The sequence below is a fragment of the Pseudomonas sp. F9001 genome (assembly GCF_013385435.1).
Lineage (GTDB): Bacteria > Pseudomonadota > Gammaproteobacteria > Pseudomonadales > Pseudomonadaceae > Aquipseudomonas.
The window spans coordinates 86319-102855 of the sequence record NZ_JACAPX010000006.1 but is presented as its reverse complement, the minus strand read 5'-3'; the positions used below and the strand labels follow the sequence as shown (position 1 = coordinate 102855).

Annotated in this window: 18 protein-coding genes; all 18 read right to left on the bottom strand. The window is 62.0% G+C overall.

Annotated elements, in window-relative coordinates; translation table 11 throughout:
- Nucleotides 1–17 precede the first annotated feature (17 nt).
- Nucleotides 18–746, bottom strand: a complete 729-nt coding sequence (locus HX818_RS04685; RefSeq protein WP_177019569.1) for a bifunctional 2-polyprenyl-6-hydroxyphenol methylase/3-demethylubiquinol 3-O-methyltransferase UbiG — start codon at nt 744–746, stop codon at nt 18–20.
- A 38-nt stretch (nt 747–784) separates the two neighbouring features.
- Complete coding sequence (locus tag HX818_RS04680; RefSeq protein WP_177019568.1) at nt 785–1705, bottom strand: PfkB family carbohydrate kinase; 921 nt, start codon at nt 1703–1705, stop codon at nt 785–787.
- Complete coding sequence (locus tag HX818_RS04675) at nt 1698–3164, bottom strand: cytosine permease (protein ID WP_008434943.1); 1467 nt, start codon at nt 3162–3164, stop codon at nt 1698–1700. The genes HX818_RS04680 and HX818_RS04675 overlap by 8 nt, the downstream gene beginning before the upstream one ends.
- A 197-nt stretch (nt 3165–3361) precedes the next feature.
- Nucleotides 3362–4363 (bottom strand): ADP-ribosylglycohydrolase family protein, encoded by a 1002-nt coding sequence (locus tag HX818_RS04670; protein WP_004371263.1) that lies wholly within the window; start codon nt 4361–4363, stop codon nt 3362–3364.
- Nucleotides 4360–5073, bottom strand: coding sequence for a GntR family transcriptional regulator (locus HX818_RS04665; protein ID WP_080673275.1), 714 nt, complete (start codon nt 5071–5073; stop codon nt 4360–4362). Before HX818_RS04665 ends, HX818_RS04670 begins: the two co-directional genes overlap by 4 nt.
- Nucleotides 5074–5143: 70 nt before the next feature.
- A complete protein-coding gene (locus HX818_RS04660) occupies nt 5144–5704 on the bottom strand; it encodes a DUF1285 domain-containing protein (RefSeq protein ID WP_102604967.1) in 561 nt (186 codons plus the stop codon).
- Between the two features lie 17 nt (nt 5705–5721).
- On the bottom strand, nt 5722–6327 hold the full coding sequence (locus HX818_RS04655) for a DUF4823 domain-containing protein (RefSeq protein ID WP_063027950.1): 606 nt from the start codon (nt 6325–6327) through the stop codon (nt 5722–5724).
- A gap of 75 nt (nt 6328–6402) precedes the next feature.
- A complete protein-coding gene (locus tag HX818_RS04650; protein ID WP_102369698.1) occupies nt 6403–7371 on the bottom strand; it encodes a GTP 3',8-cyclase MoaA in 969 nt (322 codons plus the stop codon).
- 139 nt (nt 7372–7510) lie between these two features.
- Nucleotides 7511–8164, bottom strand: coding sequence for a TetR/AcrR family transcriptional regulator (locus HX818_RS04645; protein ID WP_004371278.1), 654 nt, complete (start codon nt 8162–8164; stop codon nt 7511–7513).
- A gap of 438 nt (nt 8165–8602) precedes the next feature.
- Nucleotides 8603–9388: a TatD family hydrolase gene (locus HX818_RS04640; RefSeq protein WP_177019567.1), complete on the bottom strand. Its 786-nt coding sequence runs from the start codon at nt 9386–9388 to the stop codon at nt 8603–8605.
- Between the two features lie 63 nt (nt 9389–9451).
- Nucleotides 9452–10441, bottom strand: coding sequence for a DNA polymerase III subunit delta' (locus HX818_RS04635; protein WP_177019566.1), 990 nt, complete (start codon nt 10439–10441; stop codon nt 9452–9454).
- Complete coding sequence (gene tmk / locus HX818_RS04630) at nt 10434–11066, bottom strand: dTMP kinase (protein WP_004371284.1); 633 nt, start codon at nt 11064–11066, stop codon at nt 10434–10436. Before tmk ends, HX818_RS04635 begins: the two co-directional genes overlap by 8 nt.
- 19 nt (nt 11067–11085) lie before the next feature.
- A complete protein-coding gene (gene mltG / locus HX818_RS04625) occupies nt 11086–12204 on the bottom strand; it encodes an endolytic transglycosylase MltG (protein ID WP_023659249.1) in 1119 nt (372 codons plus the stop codon).
- Between the two features lies 1 nt (nt 12205).
- Nucleotides 12206–13021 (bottom strand): aminodeoxychorismate lyase, encoded by an 816-nt coding sequence (gene pabC, locus HX818_RS04620; RefSeq protein WP_177019618.1) that lies wholly within the window; start codon nt 13019–13021, stop codon nt 12206–12208.
- Nucleotides 13021–14265: a beta-ketoacyl-ACP synthase II gene (gene fabF, locus HX818_RS04615; protein ID WP_004371291.1), complete on the bottom strand. Its 1245-nt coding sequence runs from the start codon at nt 14263–14265 to the stop codon at nt 13021–13023. The genes pabC and fabF overlap by 1 nt, the downstream gene beginning before the upstream one ends.
- 110 nt (nt 14266–14375) lie before the next feature.
- Nucleotides 14376–14612: an acyl carrier protein gene (gene acpP / locus HX818_RS04610; RefSeq protein ID WP_004371293.1), complete on the bottom strand. Its 237-nt coding sequence runs from the start codon at nt 14610–14612 to the stop codon at nt 14376–14378.
- Between the two features lie 192 nt (nt 14613–14804).
- On the bottom strand, nt 14805–15548 hold the full coding sequence (fabG, locus tag HX818_RS04605; protein WP_177019565.1) for a 3-oxoacyl-ACP reductase FabG: 744 nt from the start codon (nt 15546–15548) through the stop codon (nt 14805–14807).
- Nucleotides 15549–15578: 30 nt separating this feature from the next.
- Nucleotides 15579–16517, bottom strand: coding sequence for an ACP S-malonyltransferase (fabD, locus tag HX818_RS04600; protein WP_023659248.1), 939 nt, complete (start codon nt 16515–16517; stop codon nt 15579–15581).
- Between the last annotated feature and the right edge of the window lie 20 nt (nt 16518–16537).

The window sequence follows — 16537 nt, the reverse complement described above, 5'->3', positions numbered from 1 at the left end:
GGCTTGCAGCCACGGAATCAGCGGTGGGCGGCCACCAGTAGCATCATTGGGCGCTCAAGCTCTTCTGCCAGTGCCGGACGGGCCTTCAGGTCCGCTTCGCTCGGGCCCCACTCGTCGACATGAGTCAGGGTAAACCCCGCCTGGATCAACAGCGTCAGCAACGTGCCCACGGTGCGATGTTGCTTGATCACACCCTCCGCCAGCCAGTTTGTCACCCGTGGTCCTTGCAACTGGTAGCTGTCCACCGGCCAGCTCTTGCGCCCTTGCTCATCAATCAGCCAGCCCGGCTGCCGGGGCGCCATGAAGATCGGATGCTCGATGGAAAATACCAACCGCCCGCCCGGCACCAACGCTTGATGGATACGCGCGAACAGGCCTTTCAGATCGACGATGTAATGAAACGCCAATGAGCTGTAGGCCAAGTCGAAAGCGGCATCCGGAAGGTCGAGTTTTTCCAGGTCGGCGATGCCATAGGTGATGGCCGACGACGAAGTCATCTCCTTTGCCCGCGCCAGCATTTTTTGCGAGACATCCAGCCCCAGCACCTGCTCGGCGCCCTGCTCCCGGGCCCAGCGACTGAACCAGCCGTAGCCGCAACCCAGGTCTACCACTTTCAATCCCGACATGGGCGGCAGCATGGATTGCAACGCCGGCCACTCCGGCGCGCCGGCGAGGCCTTCTACCGAGCGGCCCATTTTGCTGTAGCCCTCGAAGAAAACCTCGGTGTCGTAGATGTTCTGAGTCATGACGCTGCTCCGTGCTGAATGGCGACTATTCTGCCGAATCAGCCCTCGCTCAACAACGCATCCACTTCAGCCGTGCCCGGTGAGGTGGCCGGCCCCCAGCGCGTGACCGCCAAGGCCGCCGCCGCGTTCGCGCGACGTGCCGCGACAGCTGGCGCCAAACCATTGGCCAGGCCGGCGATAAACACCCCGGCGTGAGCATCGCCGGCACCGTTGCTGTCCACCGCCTTGACCTTGAATCCCGGCACATGCTCGGCCTGGCCATTACGGCTGATCCAGCAGCCATTCGGTCCATCGCGCACCACCAGCAAGGTCTCGGCGGGCAAGTGCTCGTTGAGCTTGAGCAATGCCCCCGCCAGATCGCTCGCGCCGGTAAAGGCCAGCGCTTCCGGACCGTTGCTGGTCCAGATGTCGATACGCGGCAACAGGGCGACCATCAAGGCCGAGTCCGGAGCCTTCACCAGCGGGCCCGGATCGAACACCACCGTGATCTGGCGCGGCAATGCCAGTAGCCAATCGAGCAACGCCTGGGCCTTGCCTTCCAGCAGCAGGCTGTAGCCGCTGACGTACACGTAGTCGTCGTCGCGTGGTACCGCATTGGCCAGGTCTTGCGCCAGCAAGTCACCCTCAGCGCCGATATGGGAAATGAAGGTACGCTCGGTGGTGGCTTCGGTCAGGGACACACACAGGCCGGTGTCCTTGTCGTCGCTGGCGGCCAAGGCCATTTCAATGCCCTCGGCCTGCATCGCCGCGCGCGCCAGGTCGCCGAAGCGGCCGGTGCCATGGCGGCCCAGGTAGACCACCGGCAAGCCATTGCGTCGGGCCGCGGCCATCACGTTGAAGCCACCGCCGGCTTCGAAGCTGGCGGAGTTGGCCAATACATCGCCGCCGGTGGCGGGCAATGTGTCGAGGGACATGACCAGGTCGACGATGACCTGGCCGCTGTGCAGCAATCTAGACATTAGCGCTCTCTACCAAAGCCGGACGACGATCAGCCGCGCCACCCAGTACCGCATAAATCCCGCCGGCCACCAGGAAGGTGACGATCCAGCCCAGGCCGTTATGGCCCAGCCACGAATCGGACAGCGGCCCGGCGAACCAGATGTTCTCGGCCGTGGTGCCGATGGTGGTGAAGCTGAAGCCCAGCACGATCGCAATCGCCCAGGCGCCGAACGCACGCCATTCAACTCCGCCACGGTACCAGTAGGCGCTGCTTGGCGTTACGTCCAGCAGGTCTTTGGGGCTGTAGTAGTGGCGATGAATCAGGTCGACGACAAAGATCCCGACCCAGGCGGTGATCGGTACCGCCAGCAACGAGATGAAGGTGATGAACGGGCCGTAGAAGCTGTCGGCGATCAGCATGAAGTAGATCGAACCGGCGAAGATCGCGACGATGTCGACGATCACTGCGTGCACGCGCTTGACCTTCAAACCGAGAGTCAAGGTGGTGAGGCCCGCCGAGTACACCGACAGGTTATTCGACAGCAACAGCCCGCCAAACGCGGTGATCAGGTACGGCACCGCCATCCAGGTCGGCAGCATGTCGCGAATCGCGATGATCGGGTCAGTGGCCGACGCCAGGTCGTTGTTGCCCACCGACAGCAAACCGCCGAGGGTGATCAACAGCACCAGCGGAATCCCCGCACCGAATGCCGCGGAGGCCACCAGGCGCACGGCCTTGACGCTGCGGTGCTGGTAGCGCGACATGTCGGCACCGGCGTTGGCCCAGCCGATACCGGTACCGGCGGCCATGGTACCGACGCCGATGATCATCGCGCTCAACGGCGCAGGCGTGGCGTTGAATACCGCGCTCCAGTCGATGGTGGCGCAGAGGAAACCGCCCACCAGGATATTCAGTGCGCCGAACACGTAGGTGGCCCACTTCTGGATCACCAGCAAGGTGGCATGGCCCAGGCCCGACACGGCGAGGGTCAGCAGCACGAAGATGCCGATGAACAGCAGGGTCAGTACCGGCGCGCTTTTGGCGGCAACCGGCGAATTGAACAGGATCGAGCACAACGACAACAGCACGAACGCAGCCGTAGTGGTGTTGACGGTTTCCCAGCCGAGGCGCGACATCAGCGACACCAGCGTCGGGCCGATATTGCCGCGTACGCCAAAGATCGCCCGGGACAGGGTCAGGCTCGGTGCACGGCCACGACGGCCGGCGATGGAGATGATGCCCACCACCGCAAACGAGCCGGCGGCGCCGAGGATCGCCACGATGATTGCCTGCCAGATCGCCAGGCCGCGAAACGCTACGAGGGTCGCGCCCAGGGGCAAGCCGAGGATGCTGATGTTGGCCGCAAACCAGACCCAGAACAGTTGCAGCGGATGGCCGTTGCACTCGCCTTCCGGGACCGGCTCGATGCCGCGTGTTTCCAATTGCCCGGCGCTTTGGCCGGAAGAGGACGTACTCATGGTGGGTGCTCCTGATGCCTGTTTTTTTGTGGTTGTGGCAGGTTGGCAAGTTGAATCTGTGTTCCGGTCTTCCTGACTCGACTGGATCAATGTGGGAGCTGGCTTGCCTGCGATAGCGTGGTGTCAGTCGATGATTCATCAACTGATCGACCGCTATCGCAGGCAAGCCAGCTCCCACATTTTTCGATCTGCGGTGCTCAGCGCAGCTCGAGCAGGCCTTGGACCAAGGGTTCCAGGTCCAGGCGGTTAACCTGCTTGACCTGTTCGATCATCGCCTCAGGCCAGCACTGCATCCCCAGGCACGCACCGAGCATCGCGCCGAGAATCGCGGCGATGGTGTCGGTGTCGCCGCCGAGGCTGGCGGCCATGCACAGGGCTTCGATGGCGTTCATTTCACCCACCGCGACTTGCTGCGCGAGGGCAAACGACACGACCACCGATTCCTGGGACGCCACGGAGGTGCCGATCAATTCGTAAAGCAGGTCGGTAAACAGCGCCTTGTCGCCGCTGTCGACACTCAAGGTGCGCGCCCAACTGATGCGGGTGGCGATGCGCCCGCCGGCAATCCAGTGGCCGTGGTTTTCCGCCTGCTGGGCGATCTGCGTGCCGATGTTCAGCGCTTCGCCCAGATCGACGCCGTTGATCCCGGCGGAAACCACCGCCGCCACCGCCGCCGCGCTGGAGATGCCCAGGTTGGTGTTATGGGTGACCTGGCACGCCTGGATCACCGCCTGGATAAACTGCGCCGGGTCGTTGACGTCCGCCGCGATGCCCACCGGGGTGATACGCATGGCGGCGCCGTTGGTGGTGCCGTAGCGCCCGGACTCTTCCGGGGTATGGCCCGCCAGGATCATGTCGATCGCCCGTTTGGTTGACGGGCCCAGCAAATCCTGGGAGCCCTTGGCGCGCATCACCGCTTCCCAGTCGATCAAACGTTGGGCGAGTTCGGTGGGTTCAATCCTGCCCTGCCCGTCCACCAGCAACTGGCCGACGAGGATCGCCTGTTCGGTGTCATCGGTGATCGAGCCCTTGGGCATGTTCGGCGCGATCGGCTGATCGGCGTCGGCATCTTCCAGGCCGGTGATCGCGCCGAAACGCGCCTTGACCTGCTCGCGGCTCAGGGACTGGGTGGGCATGCCCAACGCATCGCCCAAGGCCAGGCCGTAGAAGGCGCCGAGGGCGCGGGTGGTGGCGGTCATGTCGGTGTTCCAAATTGAAGGTGCAAGCGGAAATGCAGAGGGTCGAGCAGGCTTTCGACGGATTCCATGAAGCGGTCCTGGCGGTCGTAGGTGGTGCGCAGGGCCTTGAGGAACACTGTGCCCACCGGGCGCCCCAGGAGTTGGGCGTCTTCTTCGTTCAGAGGCTCGGCACCGATCCATTGGTTGCCGGTGGCGCCGACATAGCCATAGGCCGCCAGGGTGATGGTCAGGGAATTATCGATCAGGCCGACTTGCGGCAGGCTTTCCAGGCCACCCGAGGCCGGCATCAGCGAGCGCTCCAAGGACACGAACGTGCCGTCGGCAGCGCGACGGCGGCGGTCGAGGGCGATGAATTGGTCGCTGCCGTGACGGCTGAGCAGGTCCGGGCGGGTGACCGCTTCCAGGCGCAGGATTTCGGAGGTCACCACCGCGCCGGTGTCGGCCAGGGCTTGGGCCCAGCCGCTGCGCTGGTCGAGCACCATGCCGTCGAAGGTGACGATGGAGCCGACACCGCTTTGGGTGGCGATGTAGCTGCGGCGCTTGAGTTCGGCCAGGGCTTCACGCAGGGTGCCGCGGCTGACAGAAAACTCTTCGGCCAGTTGGTGCTCGCCCGGCAGCAGGACACCGTCAGCCATCACTCCACCCTCGATACGGCGGATCAGCTCGTCGACGACGCGTTTTTTCTTATCAAATCGGACATGTCTAATCATGTACAAATTGATAACCGAAAGCGCCCGGCTACAGCAAGCGAATTATTTCAGGGAGAGCGAGAAATCAGCCTCAGGGCTCCAGGCCGATGGGGAAAAATACCCCGCCGCTCCAGACGCCAAGCCAGTTCTTACCGTTGATCGGACGGGTCACCGCCAGCTCCACCAGCTGGTAGAACGCATTGCGGTGAACCAGGGCTTCGAGGTTGGTGCGCACCCGCAGGTATGGCGAGGGTTCCTGGGTTTCCGGGTCAATCATCACCCGCAGCGGATGTTCGATACCGGCTTCGACCTGTTCATCGACATTGGTGGTAAAGCGCAGGACTTGGCTCTCGCCCTGCCCTTCGACTTCCAGGGTCACGGCGACAAAGGGCGCGTCATCGACCTTGATCCCGACCTTTTCCACCGGGGTGATCAGGAAATAATCATCGCCATCGCGGCGAATGATATTGGAGAACAGCTTGACCATCGGCTTGCGGCCAATCGGCGTGCCCATGTAGAACCAGGTGCCGTCGCGGGCGATGCGCATGTCGATATCGCCGCAAAACGCCGGGTTCCACAGATGCACCGGCGCGGGCCCCTTGCCCTTGGGCAATTGCGCCAACAACTCATTGGCCTTGGCCGAATCGGTCATGCTGCTCTCCTTGTGTCTTACTGATCGCTCATGCCCAACAGGCTGCGCGCGTAGTGCGCCAGGGGCTTGCCGATCAGGTCATCAGGCTTGTTGTCGTGGAACGTCAGTAAACCGCCACGGCTGTGAATCCGCACAGTATCAATCAAATACTGGGTGCTGGTCTCAATCAACATGACCTGAATGGTGCCGGTGTCGATACCCAGGCGATCCACCGCCTCCTGGTCAGACCATTCATCGGCGTTGCCGATACGGTCATCCGCCTGGGCGAAGCGGCAGTACAGCAGGTAATGCGCACCCGCCGCGCGGGCTTCCGACATCGCCTGCTCGAGGCCTTCCGGCTTGCGGGCGCGGCGGACCATCGGAAAATATTCGACAAAGCCGTTGAAGGCTTCCTCGGCCACCACGTTAGGCCGTGGATAAGCACTGCCCGGCGGGGTGAAGGCGCCCTGGGCGATGAAGACGAAGGAGTCCGGCTGTATGCGGACCGAATTGACGCGGCGAGTATCGCTGTGGTCCAGCAGCCCGGCATCGCTCATCTGATAGCGCGTGCCTTCGGCCATATCACTGACGGTCATGCAGCCACCCAGCGCGAGTGACGCCAGCACCAAAACCAGACTACGCATCCTAATTCTCCAAAGGCCGGTGACGGAAAACCGGCGAATGGGCACGAGATGCAGATTTTGCGCCAGCTTGCGAGACTAGCCGCCGATGATCTTCATGATGGTGGCGCCGCCGGAGAAGGCCACTTCCTGCTTGTCACCCAAGGCCTTGACCAACAAGCGCTGCAAGGCCGGCAGGGCCTGGTGGCGGGGTTTGTCCAGCAGGTCGCCGACGTAGTGGCGGTTGCTCGACGACAGGCAGCCATGCAGCCAGCCGGTGGACGACAGGCGCAAACGCGAACAGGTCCGGCAGAACGGCACGCTTTCGTTGGCGATGACACCGAAGAAACCTTTGCCGGGCACTTCGTAGCGCACGGCAGTGGCGTCCACCGGGGCGTTGGCTTGCAGGTATTCGTACTGTTCGCCGATCAGGCTGAGCAATTGCTGGAGGCTGACGAACTGCTGGAGGAATGCGTTGGAATCGGTGGCCAGATGGCCCATGCGCATCAATTCGATAAAGCGCAACTCGTAGCCACGCTCCAGGCAGTAGTCAAGCAGCGGCATCACCTGGTCGAGGTTCTGGCCGCGCAGCGGCACCATGTTGACCTTGATCTTGATTCCGGCGGCGCTCGCCTGGTCCATGCCATCGAGCACGGTGGCCAGGTCGCCACCGCGAGCGATGCTGCGGAAGGCGTCGGCGTCCAGGGTGTCGAGGGACACGTTGATCCGGCGAATCCCGGCGTCCACCAGCAGCGGCAGTTTGCGCGCCAGCAGTTGGCCGTTGGTGGTCAGGCTGATATCACTGAGCCCCATCTGCCCCACCGCGCCCATGAAGGCTTCCAGCTTGGGGCTGACCAACGGTTCACCGCCGGTAATCCGCAGGCGCTCGATGCCGGCGGCCTCGATCAGGTACTCGACACCCCGCGCCATCGCCTCGGCCGACAGTTCGTCCTGCGCAGCCACCAGCCGCTTGCCGTTGGGCACGCAGTAGGTACAGGCGTAATTGCAGGCTGAGGTCAGGCTGATCCGCAAATTGCGGAATCGCCTGCCTTGACGATCAACGATCATGGATCACTCCGGCAGAGGATAATTCGGGCGCACTAAAACCTGACTGAAAAATCAAGTTTTAGCAAGATCCTTGCCTGAGTATATTCCTGGGTTACTGCGCTGGGCAGGAAATCATATCGCCATCACGCTGGCGAATGATTCAAGTGGCCGGCGTTTCGGCGTTCGGCAAATCAGTGCTGTGCTTGCGCTTGTTGCCCATGCGCACGCCGATGTCCATCAGGAACTGGAAGAAACCTTCCTGATCTTCCAGCACATTGCTCCAGAACGGCGAGTGGTACAACGCCACGGCGCCGTGCACCAACGCCCAGGCGGCGCAGTAGTGGAAATACGGTGGCACGTCTTCGAGCTTGCCTTCGCTGATACGGCCCTTGATCAGCAGGGTCAGGCGTTCGAAGTTCGAGGCACGGATCTTGTGCAGCTCCTCGACCATTTCCGGCACCTGATGGCCCTTCACCACTTTTTCTTCCAGGCGATCAAACAAGCGATAGCGCTGCGGGTCACGCATGCGGAACTCGAAGTAGGCGCGGGACAGCGCTTCCTTGTCCTTGTCGACATCGGCCGAGTGCAGCAGCTCGTTCAGGTCGCGCTCGTAGTCGAGCATCAGGCGCAGGTAGATCTCGGCCTTGGACTTGAAGTGCTTGTAGATGGTGCCTTTGCCGATACCCACGGCATCCGCAATCATCTCGACGGTGACGCTGTCTTCACCCTGGTCGAGGAACAGCTTGAGTGCGGTGTCGAGAATTTCCTGCTCGCGGCGGCGAAACTCACGGACCTTGCGGGGTTCTTTGTGCATAAGAAAAAGGTCTGCAGAGATGGATATTGGAAGGGCGTTCGCTCCCCAAGCCGTGCTTGTCGGAACGTTTTACCCGGTGCGCGGGATTATCCCGACTGAACGGTCGTTGGGCAACGCCTATATGAACAACCTTTGCACTTAACTTACAACACGCCAACGAATGTGCCGATTCGAGTCAGAAATAAAACAGGTGATTGGCGCGTGTGCATCGCATCCAATGAGAACTCAACCGAAGCGGGCGTATTCCAAATCTGTTTAAAAAACGATCAGATGTGGCTGGACTGAATCGGATACTGATCAATACTTGAAATGTCGGCGTGGCATCTCCCCCAAGTGACGCGTCGACCTGGGTACCGACGGACTGCGTACCCTTGTTTTACTCCTAATGGTCTTAGCCCGGATTCACCCCCCAGAACCCGGGTTTTTTTTGCCTGCGATTCAGTGGCCGACGTGGGTCAGCGGGAACAGGCGCTTGAAGTTTTCGGTGGTCTGTTCGGCAAAGCGCTCGTAGGACTCGCCCCGCAGCATCGCCAGGTAATCCGCCACATCCCGTACGTATTCCGGCAGGTTGGGTTTGCCGCGATGGGGAATTGGCGCCAGGTACGGCGAATCGGTTTCCACCAGCAGGCGGTCTGCCGGGACCTGGCGCGCGACATCGCGCAGGGCATCGGCGTTGCGGAAGGTCACGATGCCCGACAAGGAAATGTAGAAACCAAGGTCCAGCGCGGCCTTGGCCATGTCCCAGTCTTCAGTGAAGCAATGCAGCACACCAGCCTGGGGCAGCGCGGCTTCGCGCAGCAGGGTCAGGGTGTCGGCACGGGCGCCACGGGTGTGGACGATCACCGGCTTGCCAGTCTGCTGGGCGGCTTGCAGGTGCAGACGGAACGACGCCTGCTGCAACTCGGCGGCTTCCGGTTCGTAGTGGTAATCCAGGCCGGTCTCACCGATGGCCACCACGCGCGGGTGATTGAGTTCACCGAGCAGCCAGTCGAGGGCCGGGGCTTCGCCGGGCTTGAGGTCCAGCGGGTGAATGCCCACCGAGCAGTCGACATCGGCATAACGATCGGCCAGGGCTTTGACGTCGGCGGCGTTTTCCGCGCTGACGCCGATGCACAGGAAGTGCCCTACCCCGCGCTGGCGCGCAGCTTCAAGGGCGGCGTCGAGGGAGCCGCCGTGCTGGGCCAGGTCGAGGCGATCAAGGTGGCAATGGGAATCTACGAGCATAGGGATCTACAACTTGAGTCACGGAAAGTGTCTGGCCAACGATACACCCGTCGGCCACTGAAATTAACGGCGGCCGAGCAAACCGACCCACTGCACCAGCAAGGCCTCAAGCAACAGCACGCGATTGAGGTTGGCCTTGCCGAGGACCTTCTGGCGTTGGGCGAGGATCCAGTCCTGGATGTTCAGCACCTTGTCCTGGGCGCTCTTCTGCGCCAGGTATTGCACGACTTTGCGCATGTCCGGCAGCCCAAGGCCGTTTTCGTCCTGGGTCAGCTTGTAGCGCAGGATCAGGCTCGACCAGTCGCAAAACCAGTCGAACAGCAGCAGCAAGGGAATGTCTTTCCAGGCGCTTTCGGCCAGTTGCGTGGCCGACACTTCCTGCTTGAGCAGTTTCTTCACCCCGTCCACCACCAGCGCACGCTGTTCACGCACGCCCTGGGCCTGGAGCTTGACCGCCGCCAGGGGCGAACCGGCCGCCAGGGTCAGCAACTCGACGCGCTCCGCCTCGCCACAGTCCGGCAACGCCTGGGCCAGCCACTGCAGGCTCATGGCTTCGCTCGGCAACGGGCAGGCCTGCTGCACGCAGCGGCTGCGAATGGTCGGCAGCAGGCGGCTGGACTGGTGGCTGACCAGCAGCAGCACGGTATCGCCGGACGGTTCTTCCAGGCTCTTGAGCAAGGCGTTGGCGGCGTTGATGTTCATCGACTCCACCGGTTCGATCAGCACCACCTTGCGCCCGCCCATCTGCGCGGTCTGCACCACGAAGCTGACCAGATCACGCACCTGGTCGACCTTGATCGCCTTGTCGGCCTCTTCCGGTTCCAGCAGATAGTTGTCCGGGTGGCTGCCGGCCTTGAGCAGCATGCAGGATTTACATTCGCCGCAGGCTTCCAGGCCGTTGGGCCGCTGGCACAACAAGCTGGCCATCAGCCGCTCGGCCAGGGCGCGCTTGCCGATGCCCACCGGGCCGTGGAGCAGGTAGGCGTGGGCGTGCTGGGCACGGCCCGCCAGTTGCTGCCAGAGGCTGTCCTGCCACGGGTAGGCTTCAGCCACGGACACGCTCCACAAGCTTCGGCAACAGGGCGTCAATGCACTGCTGAACCTGAGTCAACGGTTGTGCGGCGTCCAACAGGTAGTAACGGGCGGGGTCGGCTTCGGCGCGCTTGAGAAACGCGCCGCGCACAGCTTCAAAAAAGACTCGGGTTTCCAGTTCGAAACGATCGAGGCGACCCCGGGCGGAGGCACGGGCCATGCCGACTTCCACCGGGAGATCGAACACCAGGGTCAGGTCGGGCCGCAAATCGCCCTGGACGAAGGTTTCCAAGGCCGCAATGCGCTCCAGGGACAAGCCACGGCCGCCGCCCTGATAGGCATAGGTGGAATCGGTAAACCGGTCACAAATCACCACGGCGCCCCGGGCCAGTGCCGGGCGAATGACTTCGGCCAGGTGCTGGGCGCGGGCGGCGAACACCAGCAACAGCTCGGTGTCGGGGTTCATCTGTTCGTCGCCCGGGGTCAGCAGCACTTCACGGATACGCTCGGCCAGTGGCGTGCCGCCAGGCTCACGGGTCAGCAGCACCTCGATACCTTCGGCGCGCAGGCGCTCGGCCAGGTATTCACGGTTGGTGCTCTTGCCGGCGCCTTCCGGGCCTTCCAGGGTAATAAACAAGCCAGTCACAGGCAGTCCTTAGTCAGAGTCATTGCGGGCTTTGCGGTGCGGCGTCATCGGGTGCCGGAGCCGGCTCGGCGGGCGTATCCAGCGGCGCGTCCGCAGGCTTTGCCGCCGGCGCCGGGCTGGAACGGTAATCGGCGCGACGCTTCATCTGGAACTCACGCACTGCTGCGTTATGCGCATCCAGGTTATCCGAGAAAATATGGCTGCCATCGCCTCGGGCAACGAAATACAGGCTGCTGCCCGCCACCGGGTTCAGCGCAGCATGAATCGCCTCCCGCCCGACCATGGCGATCGGCGTCGGCGGCAGGCCGGCGATCACGTAGGTGTTGTAGGGCGTGGCTTCCTTGAGGTGCGCACGGGTCAGCTTGCCGGTGTAGCGCTCGCCGAGGCCGTAGATCACCGTCGGGTCGGTTTGCAGCAGCATGCCGATCTGCATGCGCCGCACGAATACCCCGGCGATCTGGCCGCGCTCTTCCGGCACGCCGGTTTCTTTCTCCACCAGCGAGGCCATGATCAGCGCTTGATAGGGGTCGGTGTACGGCGCATCGGCCGCGCGCTTGCTCCACTCCTGGGCGAGGACATCGTCCAGACGGTTGTAGGATTTTTTCAGTAGTTCAACGTCGCTCATGCCACGCACGAAGCGGTAGGTGTCCGGGAAGAAGCGCCCTTCAGGAAATACGCCCGGGTGACCGAGTTTTTCCATCACCTCGCTGTCACTCAGGCCGGACAGGGTCTGCTCGATCTTTTCATGCTTGGCCAGGGCCGCGCGCACTTGGCGGAAGTTCCAGCCTTCCACCAGCGTAATGCTGTACTGCACCACTTCGCCACGCTGCCACAGGCCGATCAGGCCCTCGGCGGTGAGGCCCGGGGTCATGCGGTATTCGCCGCTGTGCAGCGGCTGGCCGTCGAGGTTGAAGCGCCAGTAGAGACGCAACCAGAACGCATCCTTGAGCACGCCGTCGTTTTCCAGGCGATTGAAGGTGCCGGTGGGCGTCGCGCCGGCCGGTACGTCCAGCAATTGCTCCTGGGTCAGATTCAAGGGCTGTTCAAGGGCCGAGTTCAGCTTCCAGGCCGAAGCGCCCAGCAGCAAACCCGCCAGGACCAGACCGATCTCCAGCAACAATACAAATTTACGTCTCAAATCAAATATCCAATAGTGCGCGAACAATGCCCTGCAGTTTACGGGTGAGCGGCCCAACCGACCAGCTCATCGCAGCACATCCGCGCACCGGCCAAATGCCATATACGCTGTTGCACACCAAGACTTCATCGGCCTGTTGCAGCTGCTCAAGGCTGATATCGGCCACGCTCGTCGGGATGCCCAACGCCTGCGCCTGGGCCAACAGCTCGGCCCGCATGACGCCGGCGACGCCACAGCGATTCAGATCAGCGGTCAGCAACACGCCGTTACGCACCAGAAACAGGTTGCTGAAGACGCCTTCGATGACTCGACCGGACATATCCAGCATCAAACCTTCGGCGTGTTCGGCATCCTGCCATTCGGCGCGGGCGAACACCTGTTCCAGGCGATTGAGGTGCTTGAGGCCGGCGAGCAACGGTTGCTCGGACAAACGCGTGGTACACGCAAACAGGCGAATGCCTGACGCTGCATGTTCCGGGGGATAAGTGGCAGGTGGACTGCCTTGCAGAATGCGCCGCGCCGGAGCGCCAGCACTGATGCCATAACCGCGCTGGCTATCGCCACGGGTCAGGATCAACTTGAGTACACCGTCACCGAGGGCAGCGGCGTAGGCCAGCAATTCGCTGCGGATCAGGGGTTGATCCGCAACAATCGCCAGCCGCCTGCAACCTTCTTCAAGGCGCTGCAGGTGGCGGTCAAGCAGCACGGGCTGCCCGGCCTTGACGGCAATGGTCTCGAACAGCCCATCACCGTATGCCAGGCCACGGTCTTTCAGGGGCACTGCGCCCGCCGGCTGACCGTCGACCCAGCTCTCCATCACTCGGCGAACCGGCGGAACACCAGGGAACCGTTGGTACCACCAAAACCGAACGAGTTGGACAGCACCACGTCGATCGGCATCTTCTGCGGCTCGTGAGGCACGAAGTTCAGGTCGCAGCCCTCATCCGGTTCATCGAGGTTGATGGTCGGCGGAGCGACCTGATCCTTGATGGCCAGCACGCTGAAGATTGCCTCGACCGCGCCCGCCGCACCCAACAGGTGCCCGGTCATGGACTTGGTGGAACTGACCGCCAGCTTGTAGGCATGCTCGCCGAACACCGACTTGATGGCCTCGGCTTCCGCCAGGTCGCCGGTCGGGGTCGAAGTGCCATGGGCATTGATGTACTGCACCTGGTCAACGTTGACCTTGGCATCACGCAACGCATTGGTGATGCAGCGTGCAGCGCCCGCGCCGTCCGACGGAGGCGAGGTCATGTGGTACGCATCACCGCTCATGCCGAAACCAATCAGCTCGGCGTAGATGGTGGCGCCACGGGCCTTCGCGTGCTCCAGCTCTTCGAGTACCAGCGCACCGGCACCGTCGGCCAGAACAAAACCGTCGCGGCCCTTGTCCCACGGACGGCTGGCACGGGTCGGCTCGTCATTGCGGGTCGACAACGCACGGGACGCGCCGAAGCCGCCCATGCCCAAACCGCAGGCGGCCATCTCGGCACCGCCGGCGATCATCACGTCGGCCTCGTCATAGGCGATATTGCGCGCCGCCATGCCGATGCAGTGAGTGCCCGTGGTGCACGCCGTGGAAATGGCGTAGTTAGGCCCCTGGGCACCCAAGTGGATGGACAGGAAACCGGAAATCATGTTGATGATCGAGCCAGGCACGAAGAACGGTGAAATTCTGCGAGGGCCGGACTCATGCAGGGTGCGGCTGGTTTCTTCGATATTGGTCAGACCGCCAATACCCGAACCCATGGCCACGCCGATGCGCTCACGGTTGGCGTCGGTGACTTCCAGGCCGGCATTACGCACCGCCTGAAAACCGGCTGCCAGGCCGTATTGAATGAACAGGTCGAGTTTGCGGGACTCTTTGACCGAGAGATATTCCTCGACATTGAAGTCCTTTACCGAGCCGCCAAAACGGGTGGAATAGGCAGAAAGGTCCGTGTGTTCGATCAGACCAATACCACTGCGGCCAGCCAGAATGCCCTGCCAACTGCTCGGCACATCCGTACCCAGTGGCGACAACATACCCATACCGGTGACTACGACGCGTCTACGCGACACAGCACTCTCCTTTTTCTAATGACGACACTTTGCATCAGGCTTAAAGGAAAAAACCGCACGCCATAGGGCAGTGCGGTTTTTCCATCACAGCAAGCGACGATTACAAACTATTACGCCTGGTGGCTAGTAACGTAGTCGATAGCAGCTTGAACGGTAGTGATTTTTTCAGCTTCTTCGTCCGGGATTTCGGTCTCGAATTCCTCTTCCAGAGCCATCACCAGCTCAACGGTGTCAAGGGAGTCGGCACCCAGGTCTTCAACGAAGGAAGCGCTGTTGGTCACTTCTTCTTCTTTAACGCCCAGTTGCTCGGCAACGATTTTCTTGACGCGCTCTTCGATGGTGCTCATACCTTGTTTTCACTCCTAATGGACAAATTCAGGCAGCTGGCCAGTGGGTAAGTGTATAGAAAGACTTTTCAGCTTTTCAACTGAAAGCTTCACCCTCGTACCCTATTGGCCATCTGCCTATAAATAGATTGCAGCTTTATAACGGATTTTAGACAGCTCGTATGACATTTTTTTGAAGCGATCCGTCACAATTTAACTCATGTACATCCCGCCGTTCACCGGGATTGTAGCCCCAGTCACGTATGCCGCACCGTCGGATGCCAGGAAAGCGACCACATTCGCGATCTCTTGGGCCTGGCCCAGACGGCCCAGCGGAATCTGCGTCAGCAACGCTTCACGCTGCGCTTCAGGCAATTCGCGGGTCATATCGGTGTCGATGAACCCTGGGGCCACCGAGTTGACCGTAATCGACCGCGAGCCTACTTCACGCGCCAATGCACGACTGAAACCTTCCAGACCGGCCTTGGCGGCTGCGTAGTTTACTTGGCCTGCGTTGCCCATGGCACCCACAACAGAGCCAATATTGATAATTCGACCCCAACGAGCCTTGGTCATGCCGCGCAAAACACCCTTGGACAGGCGAAACAGACTGTTCAGGTTGGTATCAACGACGTCATGCCACTCGTCGTCTTTCATACGCATCATCAGGTTATCGCGAGTAATACCGGCATTGTTCACCAGAATAGCCGGTGCACCGAATTGCGCCGTGATTTCAGCCAATACGGCCGCCACGGACTCATCGCTGGTCACGTTAAGCTCAAGACCGGTGCCATGGACGCCGTTTTCCTTCAGCGTCGCGGCAATACGTTCAGCGCCGGCGGCGGAGGTTGCGGTACCGATGACCACAGCGCCCAGACGGCCCAGCTCCAGGGCGATCGCCTGGCCAATGCCACGGCTTGCGCCGGTGACCAGTGCAACTTTACCTTGCAGACTCATGCAGGCTTCTCCTAGGTTCGGAAATTAACGTCAGGCCAGGGCTGCGCGAGCGGCAGCGAAGGCATCCGGGGTATTGAGGTTGGAAGTCGACACGCCTTCGGCGCAACGCTTGTTCAGGCCGGCGAGGACTTTGCCCGGGCCGCACTCTACCAATTGGGTGGCGCCGTTGGCGGCCAGGGTCTGCACCGACTCAACCCAGCGAACCGGCTTGTACAGCTGTTCCAGCAGATCGCGCTTGAGGGTTTCCAGGTCAGAGGCCACGGCGGCACTGACGTTCTGCACCAACGGAATCTGCGGCGCCTGCCAGTTGATCGCAGCGATCGACTCGGCGAAACGCTCGGCAGCCGGGCGCATCAGTTCGCAATGGGACGGCACGCTGACCGGCAACGGCAACGCACGCTTGGCGCCACGGGCCTTGCAGCCTTCGATGGCGCGCTCTACCGCCGCCTTGGCGCCGGCGATCACCACCTGGCCAGGGGAGTTGAAGTTCACGGCGCTGACCACTTCGCCCTGGGCCGCTTCGGCGCAGGCGGCAATCACGTCAGCATCTTCCAGGCCGAGAATGGCAGCCATGCCGCCCTGCCCGGCAGGAACCGCTTCCTGCATCAACTGGCCACGACGCTCCACCAGCTTGACTGCTTCACCGAGGGTCAGGCTGCCAGCGGCCACCAGGGCGCTGTATTCGCCCAGGCTATGACCGGCAACGTAGGCCGGACGTGCACCACCTTCAGCCAACCACAGGCGCCACAGGGCGATGGAGGCGGTGAGGATGGCGGGTTGGGTCTTGTCGGTTTGATTGAGCAGCTCTTCCGGCCCTTGCTGGGTCAGTGCCCACAGGTCGTAACCCAAGGCATCGGAGGCTTCCTTGAAAGTGTCCAGGACCAACTGATGTTCCGCGCCCAGCTCGGCCAACATGCCGAGGGACTGCGAACCCTGCCCTGGAAAGACGAATGCGAGGGATGTAGACATGTAACAAGCCCCTAATGATC

Coding starts and splice junctions, on each gene's coding strand:
- HX818_RS04685 (WP_177019569.1), bottom strand. CDS start 746: ATGACTCAGAACATCTACGACACCGAGGTTTTCTTCGAGGGCTACAGC.
- HX818_RS04680 (WP_177019568.1), bottom strand. CDS start 1,705: ATGTCTAGATTGCTGCACAGCGGCCAGGTCATCGTCGACCTGGTCATG.
- HX818_RS04675 (WP_008434943.1), bottom strand. CDS start 3,164: ATGAGTACGTCCTCTTCCGGCCAAAGCGCCGGGCAATTGGAAACACGC.
- HX818_RS04670 (WP_004371263.1), bottom strand. CDS start 4,363: ATGACCGCCACCACCCGCGCCCTCGGCGCCTTCTACGGCCTGGCCTTG.
- HX818_RS04665 (WP_080673275.1), bottom strand. CDS start 5,073: ATGATTAGACATGTCCGATTTGATAAGAAAAAACGCGTCGTCGACGAG.
- HX818_RS04660 (WP_102604967.1), bottom strand. CDS start 5,704: ATGACCGATTCGGCCAAGGCCAATGAGTTGTTGGCGCAATTGCCCAAG.
- HX818_RS04655 (WP_063027950.1), bottom strand. CDS start 6,327: ATGCGTAGTCTGGTTTTGGTGCTGGCGTCACTCGCGCTGGGTGGCTGC.
- HX818_RS04650 (WP_102369698.1), bottom strand. CDS start 7,371: ATGATCGTTGATCGTCAAGGCAGGCGATTCCGCAATTTGCGGATCAGC.
- HX818_RS04645 (WP_004371278.1), bottom strand. CDS start 8,164: ATGCACAAAGAACCCCGCAAGGTCCGTGAGTTTCGCCGCCGCGAGCAG.
- HX818_RS04640 (WP_177019567.1), bottom strand. CDS start 9,388: ATGCTCGTAGATTCCCATTGCCACCTTGATCGCCTCGACCTGGCCCAG.
- pabC (WP_177019618.1), bottom strand. CDS start 13,021: ATGGAGAGCTGGGTCGACGGTCAGCCGGCGGGCGCAGTGCCCCTGAAA.
- acpP (WP_004371293.1), bottom strand. CDS start 14,612: ATGAGCACCATCGAAGAGCGCGTCAAGAAAATCGTTGCCGAGCAACTG.
- fabG (WP_177019565.1), bottom strand. CDS start 15,548: ATGAGTCTGCAAGGTAAAGTTGCACTGGTCACCGGCGCAAGCCGTGGC.
- fabD (WP_023659248.1), bottom strand. CDS start 16,517: ATGTCTACATCCCTCGCATTCGTCTTTCCAGGGCAGGGTTCGCAGTCC.